Here is a 23,241-nt window from a genome sequence, read left to right as displayed (position 1 = left end):
GTGCCGCATATCCGGATGGGTGGATTGCTCGTCGCTTCGCTCCTCGCAACGACGGCGTGCGTTCACAATGAATATCGCGGGCCGTCGCGCCGAATTCAATGATGTCGCACGTAATCGATTTCCGTGCCCCGGGATTACCCCTTCGCCTCGCGCTGGTTACCCAGCTGCGGCGCGGCGCTCGGATGCACTGGAACGTGCCAGATGTCCTCGGCGTATTCGCGGATGGTGCGGTCGGAGGAGAACCACGCCATGCGCGCCACGTTGAGGATCGAGGCGCGGGTCCAGGCCGGCGGCACCTGCCAGCGGGCGTCGATGCCGCGTTGCGCATCGTAGTAGGAATCGAAGTCGGCGGAGACCATGTAGTGGTCGAGATAGCGCAGCGCGTGCCCGATCGAGGCGAAGCGCGCGGCATCGCCCGGCGAGAACTCGCCGCTCTCGATGGCGCGGATCGCGCGCTCGAGCCGCGGCGATTTGCGGATCACGTCACTGGCATCGAGCCCCTGCTTGCGGCGGACCATGACGTCGCCGGCCTCCAGCCCGAAAATCGCGATGTTCTCGGGGCCGACCGCGTCGCGGATCTCGATATTGGCGCCGTCGAGCGTGCCGATGGTCAGCGCGCCGTTCAGCGCGAGCTTCATGTTGCCGGTGCCGGAGGCCTCCATGCCGGCGGTCGAGATCTGCTCGGAGAGATCGGCGGCCGGAATGATCACCTCGGCAAGGCTAACATTGTAGTCGGCGAGGAAGACCACCTTCAGCCTGCCGCCGAGCGAGGCGTCGTTGTTGACCACCTCGGCGACGTCGTTGATCAGCTTGATGATCAGCTTGGCGTAGCGATAGCTCGCCGCCGCCTTGCCGGCGAAGATTTTTACCCGCGGCACCCAGTTTGCGGCCGGGTCGTCCTTCATCGCGTGATACAGCGCGATCGTCTCCAGGATGTTGAGCAGCTGCCGCTTGTATTCGTGGATGCGCTTGATCTGCACGTCGAACAGCGCCGACGGGTCGACCTTGACGTGGTTGCGCTCGCCGATCAGCCGCGCCAGCGCCAGCTTGTTGTGATGCTTGACGTCGCGGAACCGCTTCTGGAATTCGAGGTCGCTCGAATGCGCCTCGAGCCGATCGAGCAGCGAGAAGTCGTCGAGCACGGCTTCGCCGCAGGTCTCGCGCAACAGCGCGGTCAGCCGCGGATTGGCCAGCATCAGCCAGCGGCGGAAGGTGATGCCGTTGGTCTTGTTGGTGATGCGCTGGGGATAGAGATGATGCAGATCGTGGAACACGGTCTCCTTCATCAGGTCGGAATGCATCGCCGAGACGCCGTTGATGCGATGCGAGCCGACGAAGGCGAGTTGGCCCATCCGCACCCGGCGGCCGCTGCGTTCGTCGATCAGCGAGACCGACGCACGATACTCGATGTCGCCCGGGAAGCGCTCCTCGGCGAGCGCGAGATGCGCCACGTTGATGCGGTAGATGATCTCGAGATGCCGCGGCAACAGCCGCTCGAACAGTTCGACCGGCCAGGTCTCGAGCGCCTCCGGCAGCAGCGTGTGGTTGGTGTAGGACAGGGTTGCTACCGTAATCTTCCAGGCCTCGTCCCAGCGGAAATTGTGCAGGTCGACCAGGATGCGCATCAGCTCGGTGACGGCGAGGCTCGGATGGGTGTCGTTGAGCTGCACCGCCGCCTTCTGCGCGAGATTGCGCAGGCCGCCGTCGGAGGCGAGATGGCGGTTGATGAGATCCTGCAACGAGGCCGAGACGAAGAAATATTCCTGGCGCAGCCGCAGCTCGCGGCCCGCCGCACTCTCGTCGTTCGGGTAGAGGAATTTGCAGATCGCCTCCGCGCGCGCCTGCTCGGCGCTGGCCGAGACGTAGTCGCCGGTGTTGAAGACGTCGAGCTTGAGCGGGTCGGGCGCATGCGCCGACCACAGCCGCAGCGCGTTGACGTGCTGGCCGCGCCAGCCCACGATCGGCGTGTCGTAGGCCATCGCCTCGACGGTTTCCGCCGGATGCCAGGTGGCGCAGTCGCGGCCGCGGTCGTCGACATGCTCGACATGGCCGCCGAAATGGACGTTGTAGACCACCTCCGGCCGCTGGAATTCCCAGGGGTTGCCGAACGCCAGCCATTCGTCGGGATATTCCTGCTGCCAGCCCTGGTTCATGATCTGGCGGAACAGACCGAAATCGTAGCGGATGCCGTAGCCGGTTGCGGGGATCGCCAGCGTCGCCATGCTCTCCATGAAGCAGGCCGCGAGCCGCCCGAGGCCGCCATTGCCGAGCGCGGCGTCCGGCTCGCATTTGCGCAGGTCCGAGAGATCGACACCGAGGTCGCCGAGCGCGGCCTCGAACAGCGGCAGCAGTCCCATATTGTTCAGCGCGTCGGTGAACAGCCGGCCGATCAGGAATTCGAGCGAGAGATAGTAGACGCGCTTGGCGCCGGCATCGTAGCTCTGCTTCTCGGCGGTCAGCCAATGGTGCACGATGCGGTCGCGCAGCGCCAGCGTCGCCGCCTTGTACCAGTCGCGCCTGGTCGCAACAGTGGCGTCCTTGCCGATCGCAAGCCGCAGCTTGGCCAGGATCGCACCCTTGATCTCGGTCAGCGCCAGCTCGTCGATCGGCTGGTTCAGTGCCGGGTAGTTTGTCTGTTCCTGCAACGCCAATCCCCGCCGTTCAAACTCACCGCAATGATACGCGCGTTGCGCTGCAACCGAAACCGTCGAGAGCCGCCATGCACCGCACCTGCCGCGATTTTATGCAAGGACCGGGCCGATTTCAGGCATTCGGGCCTGCTGGTTGCAGTGCTGTCGTCGTCCGTGAGCGCCGAGATTTTGCGACAATTTTGCCGGCCGCGCGCTGCGCCGCCATCAAGCGACAATGCGGCGGCAAGTTTGACGCGAACGCTTGCGGCGACAGGTTGCTGTCGGCGAATTGAACACCGCGCAACGCGGCTTCATGCGCGGGTCGGAAACACCGTGATGATACGGATTTCCAAGGTTTAACGAGGTCTTTACAACCAGAGCAGTCGCTCGTGGGGCGGGCACATATTTTAGCTCCGACGCATTTCATTTCGAAGCCATTTTCAACGGGCCGCTGACTTAAGTCAGCGGCCCGAATTGCTTTTGGGGGGCTGGCAGTTTCATTGCGGCCGCCTTTTCATGAGGCGAAGACAGTCACCGCAAATTCGTCGCCCCGGCGAAGGCCGGGGCCCATAACCACAGCCATCAGAGAAGGTGGGACAGGTCGCCCCACTCCGGATTGTCTTGCTCGATCAGGCGAATCTTCCAGTCGCGGCGCCATTCCTTGAGCGCTTTTTCCCGCGCGATCGCCTCCTGCGGTGAAGCGTAGGCCTCCGTGTAAACCAGACGTGTGACGCCGTACTTCTTGACGAATTGCGAGCCGCGTCCGGAGCGATGGAGCGTCAGCCGATTGAGAAGATCGTTGGTGACGCCGATGTAGAGTGTCCCGTGGCGACGGCTCGCGAGAATGTAGACGTAATAGACTGTGGCGTTCATTTTGCGGCACCTCTCACGTGAGATGTCGGATTGCGGTGGTTATGGGCCCCGGCCTTCGCCGGGGCGACGTTGCAGATAATTTGCAAACCAACTAGAACGAATTAAGAACACTTTAGCAAGTCTTTGATATATCATCATGATTCGGCGCTGCGCCGATACAATATCTAGGGTCTCCCAGCCTTCGCGAGGACTACATGTCCACCATCGCCTTCGATCAGTTCGCTCTCACCCGCATCGCGGATTTCGCCCGCTCGCTGTCGCGACTGCACCAGGTCTCGCGGCGCCAGCCGATCGACGACGATCAGCTCGATCGCGAGTTCAACGCGGTCTGCATGTCGATCTGGGGCTACACCACGGATGATTTCAGCGACGAGCTGTTTTCGCTCGAGGATCACGCCTGGCTCGATTCGCTCGACGAGGCGCATGCGCGCCTGTTCGCCGCCGAGCAGGGCTACGACCTGGTCGACGATCACGGCATGCTGACGGATTGGTGGGGCTATTGCTGGATGATCCTCGCCGAGAAGCGCGGGCTCCTCAACCCGGAGAACCGCGCCGCCGCGCGGGCCGCGATCGAGGAGAAATACCTGGCCGCGCCGAACGTTATCGGCGTGATCGTGGCGCGTTAATTCGCCTCGGCGCGCTTGCCGGACTTTGCCGCGTTGCCCTTCGGCGCGACGGACGACGGCGCGACATCGCGGCCGGTCTCCGGCAGCGGCGCGTCGCTCGCGAGTTCGGCGCTGACGGGCGCAACCTTCATTTCGCCGAGCCGCGCGCGGACCGCTGCGGTGAGCCCGGGATAGGACGCGACCGGCGTGAAGTCGAACGACTGCTCGTTGCCGACGCGGACGCCGGTATAGGCGACGAGACCGTCGGTGGTCGCGATCACGTCGCCGGCTTTCAGCGAGGCATCGAGCGCGAGATCGACCGGGGCGAGCCCCGCCGGGTCGCGGCCGTTGCAGGTGCAGTCGGCGCGCAGCGCCTTGCGATAGGCGAAGGCATTCTCGCTGTCGGTGTAGCGCTCGCCGGTGCTCGATGCGGAGCTGTCGATATGGCTGCCGTAATAGACCTTGGTGGCGCTCGCCGGACAGAACGCCTGGCAGAGCTGCGCCGGCGTCGCGTTGCCGCGCATCGTCAGCGGAAAATATTTGCCATCGCAGCTGCGCACGCAATAGGCCGGTCCGGAACCCGCGACGCGCGGCGCCGAGGCGGGCGCGGACTGCTGCCGTTCCGGCTGCTGGTTGAGGCCGAACGGATCGGCGAAGAAATTGGCCTGCGGCGGAGCCTGCCGGCCCTGCTGCTTCTGGGCACCGCCGAAGAACAAGTCGAACAGCCCTTCGGCCGAGACGGGAGCGGGCACGACCAGGACGGAACCCGCAATGGCTGCGGCGGCAAGCATCACGCAGCGCCGCACGCGCCGATCACTCAACTCTGTACGCAACGCCAACTCCACCCGACGCGCCGCGGCAAGGTGCCCCGGCGGATTCACCCTACGGTGGGATGGTAAACGAGCGATTGATCGGGCGTGACGGCGTCACAAGAAACGGGGATGGCGCGGCCTATGCATCTGGCCGCGACGGCTGCGAAAGAACCTCAGTCCTTCAGGAACTCGCCGGCCTTGTACAGCGCGCGGAACGGCAGGCCGGCCTCGGCGAACGTTTCGGTGGCGCCTTCCTCGCGGTCGACCATGGTGAAGACCAGCGCGATCTCGCCGCCGGCCTCGCGCACCGCTTCCACCGCCTTCAGCGCCGAGCCGCCGGTCGTGGTGACGTCCTCGACGATCACGATGCGCTTGCCGGCCAGGCTCTCGCCCTTGGCGAGGCCTTCCACCGCGAGCCGCGCGCCGTGCTCCTTCGGCTTCTTGCGCACGAAGAAGGCCGCGATCGGATGACCCTTCAGCCAGGACAGCTGCGCGATCGCGCCGGCGAGCGGCACCGCGCCCATCTCCAGCCCGCCGACGAAATCGAGCTTGTCGTCCTTCAGCGCCTCGTAAGTGAGCTCGGCGAGCAGCGCTGCGCCCTCGGGATCGAGCATCGTCGGCTTCAGGTTGAAATAGAAGTCGCTCTTGCGGCCCGACGCCAACGTGATCTCGCCGCGGCCGAACGAGCGCTTGCGGATGATCTCGGCGAGGCGGGCGCGGGAGGCTGATTTGGACAAAGACTTTTCCCTTGAGGGTTTGAGGCGGGCGGCAATCTATCCACGCTGACCGGCACATTCCAGCGCGGAAATCGGGCCGTCAACAGCGCCCATGCCGCGATTTCCGCGGGCGAGCTTTCCGGAAAGCGCGGTTGTGCGGCCGTTCCAATCCCCGTAAGCAGGCACCAAACACTCTGCCAAACACTTGCACGGGAAGCGGAAATGACCATCGAGCTGCACACCTGGAACACGCCCAATGGCCTCAAGATCTCGGTGGCGCTGGAGGAGATGGGGCTGCCCTACAAGGTGATCCCGGTGAACATCGGCAAGGGCGAGCAGATGGCGCCCGCCTTCCTCGCGATCAGCCCGAACAACAAGATCCCGGCGATCGTCGATCCCGATGGTCCCGGCGGCAAGCCGGTCAGCATCTTCGAGTCCGGCGCGATCCTGCTCTATCTCGGCGAGAAGACCGGCAAGTTCCTGCCGAAACCGCTCGCCGAGCGGATTCCGGTCTATGAATGGCTGATGTGGCAGATGGGCGGTTTCGGCCCGATGCCGGGCCAGGTGCATCATTTCATCGCGCTGGAGAACGAGCAGGACCGCGCCTACGGCCTGAAGCGCTACATGGCCGAGACGCGACGGCTCTATGGCGTGCTGGATCGCAGGCTGGATGGCCGCGACTTCGTCGCCGGCGAGCTCTCGGTTGCCGATTTCGCCATCCTCGGCTGGGCCTGGCGCCATCCGCGCCACAAGGTCGAGCTATCAGACTTCCCCAACGTCAAGCGCTGGTATGAGACGCTGATGGCCCGCCCCGCGACCAAGCGCGGGATGGAAGCGAAGCTGGATTGAGGGGCGGTGGGCGCTCTTCCCTTCTCCCCCGTGGGAAAGTCAGTAGTGGAAATAACTTAGCAACATCAATCTACGGTCGTTCGGAATGTATTGCCTGTGCAAAAACAGAAATTCCGCTGATACTGGTGGGAAATGGTACTCGACTTAACCTGCTATGGTCAGGTCAGTGCCCTGATAGGGGTGCGCGGAACAACCAATGAGCACTACATCTCTAGAGATCGGCGCAAGGGTTATTGCAGTTCGGAATTTTGGGCCTGTGAAAGAGGGGCAGCCAGGTATTGTAACCGGCATTGCCGAAGAACGTTGGTTCTGGAAGTCGAAACAGATCTATCTTTGCACGTTTGCGGACAACGTAAGAATTGCTGCGCGCCCAAGAGAGATCGAGGGTTACGACCACAGTTATAGTCTTACCGATCTGGAAGCTCCAAACTTTCTGTCGGCGATGGCCGCACGGCAGCGCGACAAATTGAAAGCGCGAAGGCCGGGATGACGGACCATGCTGTCTGTCTTACTCGCCGCTCGCGGGCTGACCGGCGAGGTGCTCGGCTCGCTGCACGCACTTGATGAAGTTTTCGCGCACATCGCGGGTTGGGCGGCGCGCGATCCGTGGATCACAATAGCTGTGGCAGAGGAATGATGCACCTTGCGCGAGCGGCGGTGCTACGCTTGAATGCCGCCCTTTCCGATGAGGCGATAGCGAACTCCTGGCCAAAGGACGGAAATTTACATGGCAGAAAAGTCAGTGGTCGATGCAATAGTCGCATCACCCTCTGAGAGCTTAACGGTGGAGATCAAGACTTGGATTGATCCGACGCAGCCCGCAGGAATTGCAAAAATCGCTAAGGGAGCAATGGCGCTTCGCAATCGTAATGGGGGCTTTTTTGTTATCGGCTTCGACGACAAGACCTTGACGCCAGATACGGCCAAGCGACCAGCGAACGCTGAGGCGCTTTTCCATGTCGATGTCATTCAGGGGATAATCTCAAAATATGCCTCTGAGCCATTTGAGGTCACGGTGAATTGGAGCGAACGCCAGGGGGCATCGTACCCAGTGCTATCCGTGCCATCCGGCGTCAAAGTACCTGTCGCGGCTAAACGCGAGTTGAAAGACGGTTCGCAAATCCTGATAAGAAACAATACCGTCTATTTCCGGTCACTTTCATCGAATGGCACTGTAAGTACCACTGAGGCGCTAGCACGCGATTGGCCAGAAATAGTTGAGATTTGCTTTGATAATCGAGAAGCGGACGTAGGACGGTTCATTCGCCGCCATTTGCCGGGGCTTGATTTAGGTTCATTGTTGAAGTTTTCGACGAGCCAGCCACAGGCACCCACGCTCTGTGATCGAGCGTTGAGCGTCATAGATGCGGGTGAAAGCCGATACAAAGAGCGCATAAAAAATCGGAAGCTTTCTGCCGAGGAGAAGCCACTTGTCGGCCGCGCCTTTTGGAGTGTTGCCCTCGTCGTTGATCCACCTCGGCAGAACGCCATCGCCAATCAGGAGGTCCTAGATCGCTTAGCTGTCAGCAATCCTCGGTATACTGGATGGCCTATCTGGATGGACGCTAGAACGATGTCCGATGCAGAGAATCGCACGAAGGTGCGGGAGGACGCATTTGAATACCTCGTCGTGTCCGCGTCACCGGAATTTTCGGACCACATCGATTTTGCGCGCCTTGACCCTAAAGGTGAGTTCTTTCTTCACCGGCTTTTACAGGATGATGGCGTGCCTGCCCGAATTCGGCCGGGCCGTGTACTCGATCCGACGCTAATGATCTTGCGAGTGGCAGAAGCAATGGCGGTCGGCATTGCGCTGTCGAAAGCTTTGGGCTGCGAGCCGGAGAAAACTACTCTTGGTTTTGCCTTCCGGTGGCACCAGCTATCAGGTAGATCGCTGACCAATTGGGCAAACCAGCAATACATCTTTCGGGATGGTGGCAAAGCGCACGATGACGTTGTCGAAACGTGCGTTCAATTCCCGCTTGAGACGCCGCTTTCAGCTCTTCCTCAATTTGTCGATGAAGCGACAAAGCGCCTATTTGCCGCTTTTGACGGTGCAACTGTGCCCATCATCACCACCGAGGACCTAGTCAAGAAGCTCATCGAGCGCCGCTTATTGTGATCCGCCGCGTCCGAAAGATGCGAGCCGGATGAGGGAGTTCTCTCCGCGGATGCAAACTCACCCGGCTTCATCTCGCTCCGCTCGATTGTGCCATCCTCTCCCACAAGGGGAGAGGGTACTTATTAGGCCCGCCGCGCTTCAAGCGCCATCTTCATCGCAAGCCCTGCGAGCACGGTGCCCATCAGCCAGCGCTGCACCAGGAGCCAGGTCGGGCGGGTGCCGAGGAACACCGCGATCGAGCCGGCGGCGAGCGCGATCATCGCGTTGACGCTGACGCTGATCACGATCTGGATCGAGCCGAGCGCGAGCGACTGCGTCAGCACGCTGCCGCCGGCGGGATCGATGAACTGCGGCAGCAGCGCCAGATAGAGCATCGCGATCTTCGGATTCAGCAGATTGGTGAGGAAGCCCATTGCGAACAATTTGCGCGGGCCGTCGACCTTCATCGCCTTGACCTGGAACGGCGAGCGGCCGCCGGGCCTCACGGCCTGCCATGCCAGCCAGAGCAGATAGGCCGCACCGGCGAAGCGCAGCGCGTCATAAGCGTAGGGGATCGCGAACAAGAGTGCAGTGATGCCGAACGCTGCGCACAGCATGTAGAACACGAAGCCGAGCGCGACGCCGCCGAGCGAGACGATGCCGGCCGCCGGCCCCTGCGTGATCGAGCGCGAGATCAGGTACATCATGTTCGGTCCCGGCGTCAGCACCATGCCGAGGCAGACGAGCGCAAAGCCGAGCAACGCGGATGTGTGGGGCATGATGGGTCTCGCGAGGGGATGCACGCACTTCTAGCGCGTCATCCGCCGCGCGGCCATGCTGGAATTGCTCTCGGAGCAATGTGGATTGCAGCTCTCCCCGATCTCTCGCCGTCATTCCGGGGCGTGCGAAGCACGAGCCCGGAATCCATCGGGCCACATAACGTGCGGATGAATGGATTCCGGGCTCTCGCCTTCGGCGATCTCCGGAATGACGATGAGGCCGAGGCAAGGTAGACTCTAATGCGCCTCGTCCCAATTGTTGGCGGCGCGGGCATCGACCTGGAGCGGCAGCGACAGGATCACGGCCGGGAACGGCGCGTCCTGCATCACCTTCTGCACCACCGGCAGCGTCGCCGCGACCTCGTTGTCGGGCACCTCGAAGATCAGTTCGTCATGCACCTGCAAGAGCATCTGCGCCGAGAGCTTCTTCTCGGCGAGCGCGTCCTCGACCCGGATCATGGCGCGGCGGATGATGTCGGCCGCGGTGCCTTGCAAGCGCGCGTTGATCGCGGCGCGCTCGTTGAAGGCCCGGTGCGAGGCGTTCGATGCCTTGATCTCGGGGTAGTACATTTTGCGGCCGAACAGCGTGGTGACGTAGCCGTTCCTGCGGCAGAACTCCTTGGTCTCGTCCATATAGGCGCGGATGCCCGGGAAGCGCTCGAAATACTTCTTGATGTAGGCCGAGGCTTCCTCGCGGGCGATGCCGAGCTGGTTGGCGAGGCCGAACGCCGAGATGCCGTAGATGATGCCGAAATTGATCGCCTTGGCACGGCGCCGCACCTCGCTCGGCATGTCCTTGATCGGCACGCCGAACATTTCGGAGGCGGTCATCGCGTGAATGTCGAGCCCGTCGCGGAACGCCTGGCGCAGCACCGGCACGTCGGCGATCTCCGCAAGCAGCCGCAATTCGATCTGCGAGTAGTCCGCCGACACCAGCTTGTGCCCGGGCGTCGCGATGAAGGCGCGGCGGATCTTGCGGCCGTCCTCGGTGCGAACCGGGATGTTCTGCAAGTTCGGCTCGTTCGACGACAGCCGCCCCGTGGTGGTCGCGGCCAGCGCGTAGGTGGTGTGCACGCGATGGGTCTGCGGGTTGACATAGGTCGGCAGCGCGTCGGTGTAGGTCGACTTCAGCTTGGAGACCTGGCGCCACTCCAGGATCTTGCTCGGCAGCGCGTGGCCCTGCTCGGCGAGGTCGTCGAGCACCTGCGCGGTCGTGGACCACGCGCCGGTCTTGGTTTTGGTGCCGCCGGACAATCCCATCTTGCCGAACAGGATGTCGCCGATCTGCTTGGGGCTGCCGACATTGACCGGCTCGCCGGCGATCTCCTGGATCTCGGCTTCCACGCGTGCGGCAGTCTGGGCGAAATCCCCCGACAGCCGCGACAGCACCTGGCGGTCGATCGAGATGCCGCGGCGCTCCATTCGCGCCAGCACCGCGACCAGCGGCCGCTCCAGCGTCTCGTAGACGGTCCCCATGCGGTCGGCGACCAGGCGCGGCTTGAGGATACGCCACAGCCGCAAGGTCGCATCGGCGCTCTCGGCCGAATATTCGGTCGCCCTGTCGATGGTGACCTGGTCGAAGGTGAGCTTGCCCTTGCCGCTGCCGACCAGCGCGCCATAGGCGATCATGGCATGGCCGAACGAGCGCTCGGCGAGCGCTTCCAGCGCGTGCGAGCCGCGGCCGGCATCGAGCGCGTATGACATCAGCTGCGCATCGTCGGTATTGCGCAGGGTGATGCCGTGTTGCGCCAGCAGCACGCTTGCGAACTTGACGTTGAAGCCGACCTTGAGAAGCCCCGGGGACTCCAGCAGCGGCTTGAGTGCCGCGAGCGCGTCTGAAGCCTTGATCTGGTCGGGCGCCAGTCCGGCATCGAACAGCCCGGCGCCGCCGCCGGCCTGCTTGTGGCCGAGCGGGACGTAACCGGCATCGCCGGCGGCGAGCGCGAGCGCGATGCCGGAAATCTCCGCCTGCATCGGATCAATCTGGTCGCTCATCACCTCGATCGCGAAATGACCGACGTCGGGCACGCGGGCGATCCAGGCCTGCAGCGCCTCGATGCTGCGGATCGTCTGGTACTTGCTGCGATCGAACGGCAGCTTCCGCATCGCGTCCGCATGCGCCTCGGTCAGCGCGGCCGGCGTGCCCTTGAAACTCGAGGACTTGTCGCCCTTGCTGCCACTCTTTGCAGTCGGGGCGGGGCTTGCAAAGAGATCGCCGGACGAGCCGGCCGCCTTGGCAGGCCCGTCGGCCGCAGCGGATTTCGTGCTCGCGCCGCTCTTGTTGCTCGCGTCGGCGTCGACATTGGCGGGATCGATCTGCGCATAGTCGGCGACGCGACGGGTGAGGGTGGTGAACTCCATCGCCTTGAGGAAGGCGATCAGCCGGCGCGAGTCCGGCTCATGCACTGCGAGGTCGTCGAGCGGCACCTCGAGGTCGACCTTGTCGTCGAGCAGCACCAGCTGGCGCGAGATCCGCGCCTTCTCGGCATTCTCGAGCAGCGCCTCGCGCCGCTTCGGCTGCTTGATCTCGGTGGCTCGGAACAGCAGCTGATCGAGATCGCCATACTCGATGATCAGCTGCGCTGCGGTCTTGATGCCGATGCCGGGCACGCCGGGCACGTTGTCGGTGGAATCGCCGGCCAGCGCCTGCACCTCGACCACCTTCTCCGGCGGCACACCGAATTTCTCGATCACCTCCGGGATGCCGATGCGGCGATCCTTCATCGTGTCGTACATCACGACCTTGTCGGTGACGAGCTGCATCAGGTCCTTGTCTGACGAGACGATGGTCGTGGTCGCGCCGCGTTCGGTCGCGAGCCGCGCATAGGTCGCGATCAGATCGTCGGCCTCGAAGCCGGCCTGCTCGAGGCAGGGCAGGTCGAAGGCGCGCACCGCTTCGCGGATCAGCGCGAATTGCGGGATCAGATCGTCCGGCGCCGGCGGCCGGTGCGCCTTGTAGTCCGGATAGAGCTTGTTGCGGAACGTGATCTCCGACTTGTCGAAGATGATCGCCAGATGGGTCGGCCGGTTGTCCTCGGGCATGTCGCGCAGCAGCTTCCACAGCATGTTGCAGAAGCCGAGCACGGCGTTGACCTGCAGCCCGTCGGACTTGCGGTTGAGCGGCGGCAGCGCGTGATAGGCGCGGAAGATGTAGCCCGAGCCGTCGACCAGAAAGATATGGTCGCCCTTCGCCGCCGCCCTGCTTGCAACCGGTTTGGCGGCGACGGGCTTCGGGGCGGTGTTCGGGGTGGGCTTCGCGGGGTCTTTGGAGGCTGTTTTCGGCATGGCCGAAACTTAGGGATTTTTGCGCGGATTGACAGCCTTTGTGTCGATGAATTCGCTCTTGCCACACAACGATTTGTCGTCCTGGCGAAGGCCAGGACGACATTGAGAGGCGGGATAATTTTCGCGACGCTACGCCTTGTCCCCGGTCGGCGAGAACAGGTAGCCGCCGCCGCGGATGGTGCGGATCACCGATGGCTTGGTCGGATCGAACTCGATCTTGCGGCGGATGCGCATGATGCGCAGGTCGACGGCGCGGTCGAAGGCTTCCGCATCGCGGGCATTGGCGAGTTCCAGCAGCCGCTCGCGCGACAAGACCCGCTTCGGATTGGCCGCGAACACCTTCAGCAGGCCGAATTCGGAGGCGGTCAGCGGATGCTCGTTGCCTTCGTCGTCGCGTAGCGCCTGGGCCTCGAGATCGAGCCATTTGGTGCCGAACCGCACCAATTGCTCCTTCTCGGCCTTCGCGCTCGCCGGTTCCGGCGCGGCAGACTTGGCCGGCCCGCTCCGGCGCAGCACCGAGCGGATGCGCGCCATCAGCTCTCGCAGCTCGCAGGGTTTGGCCACGTAATCGTCGGCTCCGATCTCGAGCCCGACCACCCGGTCGATCGGGCTGGCAGTAGCTGTCAGCATGATGACGGGGACGTTGATCTTGCTCTTGAGGTCGCGAATGATCGACAGCCCGTCTTCCTCGGGCATGTTGAGGTCCAGCACCACGAGATCGGGCGTGCTGCTCTCGATCTCCTTGCGCAGGCTCTTGCCGCCATCGCACAGCGTCACGCCGAAGCCGTGCATCTTGAGGTAATCGCCGACCATCTCGCGGGCCGGCGCCTCGTCGTCGACGATGAAGATATGCGGGTTCTGGTTCATGTCTCTGTCGCCGGGAGTGTAACCGTAAAGGTCGACCCCTGTCCGGGGCCCGGGCTCTGGGCGGTCACATGGCCGCCATGCATGTCGATGATGCGCTTGACGATGGAAAGGCCGAGGCCGGTCGAACTCTCGCCCGCGGTCGGCTTGGCCGACAGCCGCTGGAACCGGCCGAACAGCCGGCCGAGATCCTCCGGGCTGAGGCCGGGCCCCTGGTCGGAGATCCGGATCACGGTGTCTTCGCCCTCGTGGCTGACCGCGACCGTGATCTTGCCGCCTATCGGCGAATATTTGATGGCGTTGCTGACCAGGTTGTCGATCGCCTCGCGGATCCGGTCGGCGTCGCACATCGTGACGAAGTGCTGCGGCCCCGAGACCGAAATGCTCTGCTGCTTGTTGACGGCCGAGGGCAGATTGGCCTCGGTAACCTCGTTGACCAGGGCTGCGACATCGACCGGCTCGCGGCGGATCGTGATGTCGAACGCGTCGGCCATCGCATCCGAGATCAGGTGGTCGACCATCGAGGTCAGCCGCTTGGTCGCATCGCGGATGTGCTCGACCTGCGCGGTGACGTTTTCCTTCGGCGAGCCGGCGCCGATCAATTCGGTCAGCATCTCGGTTCGGCCGAGGATCACGCCGAGCGGATTCTTCAAATCGTGGGCGACGGTGCCGAGGATCTCGTTCTTGAAGCCGTTGGCGCGCTGCAGCCGCAGCCATTGCGCCGACAGCCGCCGGTTGGCCTGCATCAGCGCGCGGGTGCGCTGCGCGACGCGGTCCTCGAGCTGGGTGTTGGCCTCGTGCAGCTGCTGGTAGAGGATCACGTTGTCGAACGCGATCGAGAGCCGGCTCGAGAAGATTTCGACCAGCGCGCGGTCGGTGTCGGAGAGCTGGCGCTCGGCCTGCAGCAACACCACGACCTCGCGGCCAGAGCCGGTGCGCGAATAGAGCACGCTGCGATGGTCGGCGAACTCGTTCTTTCGGCGCTGGAAGGCCTCTTCCACCATGTGCCTGAGGTCGGCGTCGAGCGCTCTCGATGACGTGGTGCCGATGAAGCGGCTGTAGCAGCCCGAGCAGGCCAGCACCGAGAAATCGCATGCGGCGGCGTTGCCGTCGTCGCGCAGCACCAGAATGCCGGCGCAATCGACATTGAGCAGCGAGGCGAGCTGGGTCAGCACGCCCTCGGCCAGCCGCTGCATCGACTTGAAATCGTACAGCGTCGAGGCGGCGTCGATGATGATCTCGAGCCCGCGCCTGGTCTGCACCATGCGCTCGAGCTGCTGATAGCTGCGCAGCGCCGCGGTCAGCGAGGTGAACAGCTTGTCGGCGGTGAGCTCGGTCTTCGCTTTGTAGTCGTTGATGTCGTACTGCACGATGACGCGCCGTTCCGGCGCCTGGCCGGGCTGGCCGGTGCGCAGGATGATGCGGACGGTCTCGTTCTTGATCTCGTTGCGGATGTATTCGACGAGCTCGAGGCCGGCGACGTCGGTCTCCATGATGACGTCGAGCAGCACGGCCGCGATGTCGGGATTGTCCCGCATCAGCGTGCGGCCTTCGGCCGCAGAGTAGGCCGACAGGATCTCCAGCGTTGCGCCGTTCAGATTGTAGTCGCTCAGCGCGAAACGGGTGCCCTCATGAACGGCGTGATCGTCGTCGATCACGGCGATCTTCCATTTCCGTACCGGCGAGTCCTCCGGGGGGCTCTCGGTGTCGTCGATCAGTTGGAGGACATCGTCCTGTTCGGCCATTGACTGGTTCCGTCGGCTGCTGCGTCAGTGATCGTGGGCTCGCCCTCGGCAGCCCCCATGGCAGCCCCCTTGGCGATCCTGGGCATGATAATGCGAAAAGTGGTGCCTTGTCCTACCCTTGACTCCAGCATCATGCGTCCACCGAGCTGCTGGGTGACGAGGTTATAGACGATGTGGAGGCCGAGGCCCGTACCACCTTCGTTGCGGCGGGTCGTAAAGAACGGGTCGAACGCCTGCCGCTGCACGTCCGGCGTCATGCCGGCCCCGTCGTCAGCGAAGATGATCTCGACATCGTCGGCGCCGCGCCCGCGCGCCGAGATCGTGATGTTGCCGGAGCGGCCGTCGGCGAAGGCATGATTGACGGCGTTGAGGAAAAGATTGGTTAAGATCTGCCCATAGGCGCCGGGATAGCCGTCGATCAGCAATCCCTCGGGCACGTCGACCGACAGTGCGATCGCCGCCTTCTTCAGCACCGGCCGCAGGCTCGCCACGATCTGGTCGGTCGCTTCACTCAAGGCAAACTGGCGGCGCTCGGCATGCGAGCGGTCGACCGCGACCTGCTTGAACGACTGGATCAGCTCGCCGGCGCGTTGCAGGTTCGCGACCAGCTGCTGCGATGCGTCACGTGAGGCGCGCACGAATTCGTCGAGCTTAGAGCGGCGCAGCGGCTCGGTCCGAAGGTCGCTCTCGAAGATCTCGCTGCGGCGGGCAAAGCTCGAGGCCACCGTCAGGCTGATGCCGATCGGGTTGTTGACCTCGTGGGCGACGCCGGCGACCAGGCCGCCGAGCGCGGCGAGACGTTCGGCATCGATCAGGTTCTGCTGCGCGGCGTTGAGCTCGAGCAGCGCGCTCTCGGCCTTCTCCTTGGCGGCGCGCAGCTCGTCCTCGGTCTTGCGCTTGGCGATCGCATTTTCGCGGAACACCTCGACGGCACGCGCCATGGCGCCGACCTCGTCCTTGGCCGTCGTGCCCTGTACCGGCCGGTCGAGATCGCCAGAGGTGATGTTGCGCATCGCGGCCATGATCTGCGCCAGCGGCAGCCGGATCGACAATGCGATCATCACGCCGGCGGACATGATGATGCCGAGGAAGATCACCGCGATCGACAGCACCCGGCGCGAGATCGACGTCAGCGTCTTGTCGAAGGTCCCCTGCGCCTTCTGCTCGCGCTGGCGCATCTTCACCGAGAGATCGTCGATCGCGCCGATCGCGTCGGCCTGGCTGGCGTCGATCGAGTTGCGCAGCAGGTCGGTGCGGTTGGTGAGCTGCTCGCTGAGCTGGCCGAGGCCGTCGCGCAGCTCGGCGGTCTTGACCTTGAGCCGGCCCAGCGCCATGCGCTGCAGATCGTTCTCGGCCAGATCGGTCATGACCGGGATCGTCTTCTCGATCGTATCGATGTTGCGGCGGGCTTCCTCGGCCGACGAGGAGGCCAGCGAGAGGTAGTAGGCGTTGGCGGCGACCAGCAGCGAGGTGAAGGCCTCGCGCGACTTGCCGAGCGCCGGCCAGATCAGCGCGTCGCGATGGCCGGTGGCGCCCTCGATGATCGAATACAGCCCGGCCATGTCCTTGGTCGGCGTCAGCACCTGCTCGTCATAGGTCTTGGAGATCTTGGTCTGCAAGGTGCGCAATTCGCCGAAGCCGTCGAGGAAGCGGCTGGTGGCGCGTTCGAGCTGCTCGACCGAGCCCGACAGCATCGGGTCGGTCGAGGCCCGGTTGGTCAAGGTGCCGAGCACGGCCTCGCGGAGCAGCAGGATTTCCGCGAACAGGTCCGGGCTCGGCTGGTTGATGTAGCGATGGATCAGGTTCTGCAGCCGGCTGGTCTCGCTTTCGAGCTTGGCCAGGATCTTGTCGGATTCCCGCACCTGGCGGACATCCTCCCAGGCCGAGCCGAGCACCTTCGAGCCGTTCCAGATCAGCACCGCGAGCACGATCACGACCGCCGAATTGAGCAGCGCGATCGAAAGGATGCGCCAGCGGATCGGCACCGCACGCAGCAACTGGACGATGCGGAAGCGGCCCTGTGGCCCGAAGGCCGCCCGCCGTCGCATCGTCCCGTCCTGTTGGGGTGCGTCCAAGATCCGGTCACTCCACGTTGCGGATGCGTTCGATCAGCGCTGCGATCGCCGGATCGCGTTCGGCCTTGGCATAGATGCCGGCCATCGCCGCCTCGAACGGCTTGCGGTCGAAGTCGGTCACGACCTTGACGCCCGCGAGCTCCGCCTGCTTGCGCGAGCGCTCCTCGAGCTCCCGCCACTTCTCGCGCATATAGATGCTGGAGCGTTGCGCCGCGTCACGGAAGATGACCTGCTCATCCGGCGAGAGGCTGGCCCAGGCCTTGCGCGACATGATCAGCACTTCGGGGCTCACGGTGTGCTGGGTCAAGATGTAGTAGCCGGCGTATTTGTAGTGGCCGGTGGTGACGAAGGACGGCCAGTTGTTCTCGGCGCCGTCGATCAGCCGGTTGGCAAGCCCGGTCAGCACCTGGCCGTAGGGCATCTCGACCGGCTGGGCGCCGAGCGCGCGGATCATGTCCGACATCTGTTCGGATTGCTGGACGCGCAGCCGCAGGCCCTTGAGGTCGTCCAGCGAACGCACCGGGCGGACGCTGTTATAGATCGAGCGGGCGCCGGAATCGTAGAAGGTCAGGCCGACGAAGCCGTGGGCCTCCAGACTGCCGAGGATCTCGTTGCCGATCGGCCCGTCCAGCACATGTTGCAGGTGCTCAAGCGATCGAAACAGGAACGGCATCGCCAGTACGTTCACGGAAGGCACCATGGTCCCGATCAGCGCCACATTGGTCCGGTTCAGATCGATGGCGCCGACCCGAGTCTGTTCCAGCGTCTCCTTTTCCTCGCCGAGCTGGCGGGAATGAAAGACCACGATGCGGTGCCGGCCGCCGGTGCGTTCCGCGATCAGGCGGTCCATGTAGTTCAGCGCCTGGACGGTCGGATAGTCCTCATTCTGGGTATCGGCGGTGCGGAATTCGCGTGCAAAAGCACTCACCGAGACCGCTGTGCACAACAGCGCGACGGCAAGCGTTATTGTCCGCGAAAGGCCGGCGCGGCGGTACACTGGCGACAATTCCCCTTGTGATTTGTGTCCAGGGCGGGAGCAAAAGGTTCAACGGTTTTTAGCAGAATGGCGATGGTTCGCCCATCGGCTAAACGTTAAATCGCGCTACAACCTGCGGTGTCGATTGAATCTGCGGTTGTAGCGCCGTATGACGGCGTGTTGGCATCGGGGAACGACTCGTCGTGAAGCTCGCCTTGAAGCGCGCCTTGAAGCTCTTGCATCTCGCTGTCGCGACCCTGCTGCTTGTGGTACCGGCGCAAGCGGCGACCGAGATCATGTGGTGGCACGCGATGTCGGGCGAACTCGGCAAGCAGCTCGAGAAGCTCGCTGCCGACTTCAACGCCTCGCAATCCGACTACCGGATCGTGCCGGCTTACAAGGGCAACTACACCGAGACCGTCACTGCGGCCATCTTCGCCTTCCGCTCGCGCAGCCAGCCGGCGATCGTTCAGGTCAACGAGATCGCCACCGCAACCATGATGGCGGCGCGCGGCGCGATCTATCCGGTGTTCGAGCTGATGCGCGATCAGTCGGAGGTGTTCGCACCACAGGCCTATTTGCCCGCGGTGGCCGGCTATTATGCCGACGTCGACGGCAACATGCTGTCGTTCCCGTTCAACGCCTCGACGCCGATCCTCTACTACAACAAGGATATGTTCCGCTCCGCCGGGCTCGATCCGAGCCAGCCGCCGAAGACCTGGGCCGAGCTCGGTACGATGGCGAAACGGCTGCGGGCGGCCGGCGCGATGTGCGGCGTCACCACGTCTTGGCCGTCCTGGATCAATGTCGAGAATTTCTCCGCCTTCCACAATTTGCCGATCGCGACCAGGTCCAACGGCTTTGCCGGGCTCGACGCGCAGCTGGTCTTCAACAACCCGATCGTGGTGCGTCATATCGCGCAGCTCGCGCAGTGGCAGACCGACAAGTCGTTCGACTATAGCGGCCGCGGGCAGGCGGCCGAGCCGCGCTTCCAAAAGGGCGAGTGCGGCATCTTCATCGGCTCGTCGGGTACCCGCGCCGATATCAAGGCCAATTCGAAATTCGAGGTCGGCTACGGCATGATGCCGTACGAGGCCGACGTGCAGGGCGCGCCGCAGAACTCGATCATCGGTGGCGCGACCTTGTGGGTGCTGCGCGACCGGCCGCGCGCCGAATATGCCGGCGTTGCGAAGTTCTTCGCCTATTTGTCGCGGCCGGAGGTGCAGGCCGCCTGGCACCAGAACACGGGCTATTTGCCGATCACCCGTGCCGCGTTCGATCTCACCCGCACGCAGGGCTTCTACGATCGCAATCCCGGCGCCTCGATCTCGATCGAGGAGGTCACGCTGAAGCCGCCGACCGACAAGTCCAGGGGGGTCCGTCTCGGCTCGTTCGTGCTGGTCCGCGACGTGATCGAGGAGGAGCTCGAACAGGTGTTCGCCGGCAAGCGCTCGGCACAGGCCGCGATGGACAACGCCGTCGAACGCGGCAACCGCCTGCTGCGCCAGTTCGAACGCGCCAATCCGGACCGGTGATGGGCGCCTCGAGGCGCTCAGCCGCTTCTCCGAGAGACTGCGAATATGTGACTCGCGATGGCGCAACATACTCGATGTCGTCCCGGCGAAGGCCGGGACCCATAACCACCGAAGGCCATTGTTGCGCGGCGCTGCGGCCACAACTTTTTCAACAACTCAACCCTGTGGTTATGGATCCCGGCTTTCGCCGGGACGACGAGAGGAGAGATTGTGCCGTGATTGCATCGTCTCAGAATGCCGGCTGAAAATGCATCTCCCACCCCTCACCACCTACGACAGCTACCGCGCTTGGCGCGGCGACGCGTCGCGCTGGCTGCCGGTTGCGCGCGATATTGCCGATGGCCACGGGCTATCATGGGGCACGCCGCATGTGTTCTCGACCGGCACCAACCTCGTTGTCGGGCTCGGCGATGACCTGATCCTGAAACTGTTCCCGCCGTTCCTGCGCCCGCAATTCGTCTCCGAACGCGGCGCGCTGGCGGAATTGCGCGGACGGCTCGGCATTCCGATCCCCGATCTGATCGCGGAGGGCGAGCGCGACGGCTGGCCCTATCTCGTCATCACGCGCCTTGCCGGCACGGTCGGTTCGGAGGTGTGGCCGTCGCTGTCGGAAGCCGAGCGGGAGCGGGTGCTCGGCGAGATCGGCGCCGTGATTGCCGAAGTGCAGCGGGTGCCGCCCGGCGGCCTGCCGGCGATCGGCCAACCCTGGGACGCCTTCATGCGCGGCCAGGTCGCGCAGTGCCGGGCACGGCACGAACGGCTCGGCCTGCCGGCGAAATTCCTCCGCTCACTCGATGATCTCCTCCGCGACGCCACCGAGTTGATCCCGATGCACGCGCCGCCGGTGATCCTGACCGGCGAGTACATTCCGGAGAATTTCCTGCTCGGGCGCCGGGCCGACGGCTGGCATGTCGCGGGCCTGTTCGACTTCGGCGACGTCCGCACCGGGTGGGGCGAGTACGATCTGCTCGGTCCGAGCGCCTTCATGGCCGCCGGGCATCCGCGCCTTGTGCGCAGCCTGTTCGACGGCTTCGGCATCCCGCAGAGCGAGGTGAATTTCACGCTGAAGCGCCGGCTGATGGCGCTGATGATGCTGCACTCGGCCAGCGATCCGCTCCGCCACATCTGCATCGCGGGCTGGCCGGACCAGGTGGATGATTTCGTGCAGTTGCAGGAACTGATCTGGCCGGGCTAGCTCTTGTCGTGGTGATATCGATCGCCGGCGATAAATCGAGCATCGCTCGGTCGATGCTCATTTATTGAGCAAATGGCCTTCCTTTGTATGCAACGAGGCGCGTGCAATTAGGCGCCTGACCAAGGTACCTTTAGCGCTTCTCTTCGTCTTTCCAGCGCATTAGCCGTTCATAAGCTTTCGTTAAGGGTTGGCACAATCCTTGCGAACTGAGTTCCAGGGCCCGGTTCCGGGCGTTGGAGCATCCCATGAAGCGTCGCGATTTCCTTAAATCGGTCTCTGGATTGGCAGCGGGGGCGCTGGCGCCGACCGCGCCCGCGATCTGGTCGCCGGCCAAGGCCGACGCGCGCTCCGAGACGCTGCTGATCGTTTCCGAAGGCGGCCCCAACAATCTCGATATCCACGGCATCGGCACCAACGTGCCCGGCTATGAGGTGTCGTGGAATTGCTACGACCGGCTGATCAGCCACGAGATGAAGAGCGGTCCTGGCGACGTGCCCTATTACGACCGCGACAAGTTCAAGCCCGAGCTCGCCGAGGATTTCAACATCGGCGACATGTCGGCGACCTTCAAGCTGCGCAAGAACGCCAAATTCCATGACGGTACGCCGGTCACGGCGAAGGACGTCAAATGGTCGCTCGACCGTGCCGTCAGCGTCGGCGGCTTCCCGACCTTCCAGATGAGCGCGGGCTCGCTGACCAAGCCCGAGCAGTTCGTCGTCGTCGACGACCACACGGTGCGCGTCGACTTCCTGAAAAAGGACCGACTGACGATCCCCGACCTCGCCGTGATCGTGCCCTGCGTCGTCAACTCGGAGCTCGTCAAGAAGAACGCCAGCGAGAAGGACCCCTGGGGTCTCGAATTCACCAAGCAGCAGACCGCGGGCTCCGGCGCCTACAAGGTGACCAAATGGACCGCCGGCACCGAAGTCGTCATGGAGCGCAATGACGACTGGGTCTCGGGTCCCCTGCCGAAGATCAGGCGCGTGATCTGGCGCATGGTGCCGCAGGCCGGCAACCGCCGTGCGCTGCTCGAGCGCGGCGATGCCGATATCTCCTACGAACTGCCGTTCAAGGATTTCCAGGAGATGAAGGCGAACGGCAAGCTCAACGTGGTCTCGCTGCCGTTCTCCAACGGCATCCAGTACATCGGCATGAATGTCACCAAGCCGCCGTTCGACAATCCCAAGGTGCGGCAGGCGATGGCCTATGCGATGCCGTACCAAAAAATCATGGACGCGGTGCTGTTCGGCCTCGCCAACCCGATGTTCGGCGCACCGAAGGACAAGCCGACCGAGGTCGCCTGGCCGCAGCCGACCAAGTATGTCACCGACATGGAGAAGGCCAAGGCGCTGCTCGCGGAAGCCGGCTACGCCAACGGTTTCGAGACCACGATCTCGTTCGACCTGAATTTTGCCGGGGTCAACGAGCCGCTCTGCGTGCTGGTGCAGGAGAGCCTCGCGCAGCTCGGCATCAAGACCACGATCAACAAGGTGCCCGGCGCCAACTGGCGCACTGAGCTCACCAAGAAGGAGATGCCGCTGTTCACCAACGTGTTCTCGGGCTGGCTCGATTACCCCGAGTACTTCTTCTACTGGTGCTATCACGGCAACAATTCGATCTTCAACACGATGAGCTACAAGTCGGGCGAGATGGACAAGCTCATCGACGGCGCGCGCATCGCGGCCGCCAATGGCGACACCGCGGCCTACGATGCCGACGTCAAGGGCTTCGTCGATCTCGCGTTTACCGACATCCCGCGCATCCCGCTCTACCAGCCGTTCGTCAACGTCGCGATGCAGAAGAACATCTCGGGCTACCAATACTGGTTCCACCGCCGGCTGGATTATCGCGCGATGGCGAAGGGGTGAGGCGGTGATGCTGCGCTCCCTCCGCAATACGCTCGCGTATGGATGTGAGGTGAGCACACCTCTCAGGCTCCCTCCCCCCTTGCGGGGGAGGGCATTCGCATATGGCAAAAGAACTTCGTCGTCCCGGACAAGCGCAGCGAAGCGGAGCGCAGATCCGGGACCCATAACCACAGGATTTAGTTTGACGAAGACTCGTGGTCACTCGCCCGCGCCGCAACCGCTCCCTTGGGTTATGGGTCCCGGCCTACGCCGGGACGACACCGAACGCTTCATAGACGATTGCCCTGCCCGCAAGGGGGGAGGGAGCCCTGCCAGTCCCGTTGTGGCTTTGCA

General features: G+C 63.8%; 18 protein-coding genes. 8 read left to right on the top strand and 10 right to left on the bottom strand.

Translation table 11 applies throughout. From position 1 onward, the window contains the following. Positions 1–134: 134 nt before the first annotated feature. Both JQ507_30220 and JQ507_30215 read right to left on the bottom strand, forming a co-directional pair. The gene (locus tag JQ507_30220) at positions 135–2,645 is read right to left on the bottom strand and encodes a glycogen/starch/alpha-glucan phosphorylase (protein QRI69108.1); all 2,511 of its coding nucleotides are present in this window, start codon (positions 2,643–2,645) and stop codon (positions 135–137) included. A 567-nt stretch (positions 2,646–3,212) separates the two neighbouring features. Further along, the gene (locus tag JQ507_30215; protein QRI69107.1) at positions 3,213–3,503 is read right to left on the bottom strand and encodes a GIY-YIG nuclease family protein; all 291 of its coding nucleotides are present in this window, start codon (positions 3,501–3,503) and stop codon (positions 3,213–3,215) included. Positions 3,504–3,697: 194 nt separating this feature from the next. Between JQ507_30215 and JQ507_30210 the strand changes: the two genes are divergently transcribed. Beyond that, positions 3,698–4,129 (top strand): hypothetical protein, encoded by a 432-nt coding sequence (locus JQ507_30210; protein ID QRI69106.1) that lies wholly within the window; start codon positions 3,698–3,700, stop codon positions 4,127–4,129. Here the strand turns inward: JQ507_30210 and JQ507_30205 are convergent. Then, entirely contained in the window at positions 4,126–4,914 is a 789-nt protein-coding gene (locus JQ507_30205) for a DUF2865 domain-containing protein (GenBank protein QRI73578.1), read from the bottom strand. The two genes, JQ507_30210 and JQ507_30205, sit on opposite strands and share 4 nt — an antisense overlap. 179 nt (positions 4,915–5,093) lie before the next feature. Next, positions 5,094–5,657 (bottom strand): orotate phosphoribosyltransferase, encoded by a 564-nt coding sequence (locus tag JQ507_30200; GenBank protein ID QRI69105.1) that lies wholly within the window; start codon positions 5,655–5,657, stop codon positions 5,094–5,096. Positions 5,658–5,858: 201 nt separating this feature from the next. Between JQ507_30200 and JQ507_30195 the strand changes: the two genes are divergently transcribed. The 4 genes from JQ507_30195 to JQ507_30180 all read left to right on the top strand — a co-directional run bounded on the left by JQ507_30195 (position 5,859) and on the right by JQ507_30180 (position 8,607). After that, positions 5,859–6,485: a glutathione S-transferase N-terminal domain-containing protein gene (locus tag JQ507_30195; protein QRI69104.1), complete on the top strand. Its 627-nt coding sequence runs from the start codon at positions 5,859–5,861 to the stop codon at positions 6,483–6,485. A 196-nt stretch (positions 6,486–6,681) separates the two neighbouring features. Next, the gene (locus tag JQ507_30190) at positions 6,682–6,975 is read left to right on the top strand and encodes a hypothetical protein (protein ID QRI69103.1); all 294 of its coding nucleotides are present in this window, start codon (positions 6,682–6,684) and stop codon (positions 6,973–6,975) included. Between the two features lie 6 nt (positions 6,976–6,981). Next, positions 6,982–7,122, top strand: coding sequence for a hypothetical protein (locus JQ507_30185; GenBank protein ID QRI69102.1), 141 nt, complete (start codon positions 6,982–6,984; stop codon positions 7,120–7,122). Between the two features lie 90 nt (positions 7,123–7,212). Next, positions 7,213–8,607, top strand: coding sequence for a hypothetical protein (locus tag JQ507_30180; GenBank protein QRI69101.1), 1,395 nt, complete (start codon positions 7,213–7,215; stop codon positions 8,605–8,607). Positions 8,608–8,729: 122 nt separating this feature from the next. Here JQ507_30180 and JQ507_30175 read toward each other — a convergent pair whose 3' ends face one another. The 6 genes from JQ507_30175 to JQ507_30150 form a co-directional block, all read right to left on the bottom strand. Beyond that, entirely contained in the window at positions 8,730–9,365 is a 636-nt protein-coding gene (locus tag JQ507_30175) for a LysE family translocator (protein ID QRI69100.1), read from the bottom strand. Positions 9,366–9,602: 237 nt separating this feature from the next. Next, positions 9,603–12,650, bottom strand: coding sequence for a DNA polymerase I (gene polA, locus JQ507_30170; GenBank protein ID QRI69099.1), 3,048 nt, complete (start codon positions 12,648–12,650; stop codon positions 9,603–9,605). 129 nt (positions 12,651–12,779) lie between these two features. Then, on the bottom strand, positions 12,780–13,517 hold the full coding sequence (locus JQ507_30165; GenBank protein QRI69098.1) for a response regulator: 738 nt from the start codon (positions 13,515–13,517) through the stop codon (positions 12,780–12,782). Then, on the bottom strand, positions 13,514–15,259 hold the full coding sequence (locus JQ507_30160) for a DUF3369 domain-containing protein (protein ID QRI69097.1): 1,746 nt from the start codon (positions 15,257–15,259) through the stop codon (positions 13,514–13,516). Before JQ507_30160 ends, JQ507_30165 begins: the two co-directional genes overlap by 4 nt. Next, positions 15,229–17,307, bottom strand: a complete 2,079-nt coding sequence (locus tag JQ507_30155) for a HAMP domain-containing histidine kinase (protein ID QRI69096.1) — start codon at positions 17,305–17,307, stop codon at positions 15,229–15,231. The genes JQ507_30160 and JQ507_30155 overlap by 31 nt, the downstream gene beginning before the upstream one ends. Before the next feature lie 34 nt (positions 17,308–17,341). Then, positions 17,342–18,331, bottom strand: coding sequence for a TRAP transporter substrate-binding protein (locus JQ507_30150; protein ID QRI69095.1), 990 nt, complete (start codon positions 18,329–18,331; stop codon positions 17,342–17,344). A 182-nt stretch (positions 18,332–18,513) separates the two neighbouring features. Between JQ507_30150 and ugpB the strand changes: the two genes are divergently transcribed. From ugpB to JQ507_30135, 3 genes are all read left to right on the top strand, one after another. Beyond that, the gene (gene ugpB / locus JQ507_30145) at positions 18,514–19,845 is read left to right on the top strand and encodes a sn-glycerol-3-phosphate ABC transporter substrate-binding protein UgpB (GenBank protein QRI69094.1); all 1,332 of its coding nucleotides are present in this window, start codon (positions 18,514–18,516) and stop codon (positions 19,843–19,845) included. Positions 19,846–20,092: 247 nt separating this feature from the next. Further along, positions 20,093–21,040, top strand: a complete 948-nt coding sequence (locus JQ507_30140; GenBank protein ID QRI69093.1) for an aminoglycoside 3'-phosphotransferase/choline kinase family protein — start codon at positions 20,093–20,095, stop codon at positions 21,038–21,040. A 245-nt stretch (positions 21,041–21,285) separates the two neighbouring features. Beyond that, the gene (locus JQ507_30135) at positions 21,286–22,908 is read left to right on the top strand and encodes an ABC transporter substrate-binding protein (protein ID QRI69092.1); all 1,623 of its coding nucleotides are present in this window, start codon (positions 21,286–21,288) and stop codon (positions 22,906–22,908) included. Positions 22,909–23,241 lie beyond the last annotated feature (333 nt).

Origin of the sequence: Bradyrhizobium sp. PSBB068 (assembly GCA_016839165.1) — a bacterium.
Lineage (GTDB): Bacteria > Pseudomonadota > Alphaproteobacteria > Rhizobiales > Xanthobacteraceae > Bradyrhizobium.
This window is presented reverse-complemented; position numbering and strand designations above follow the sequence as displayed.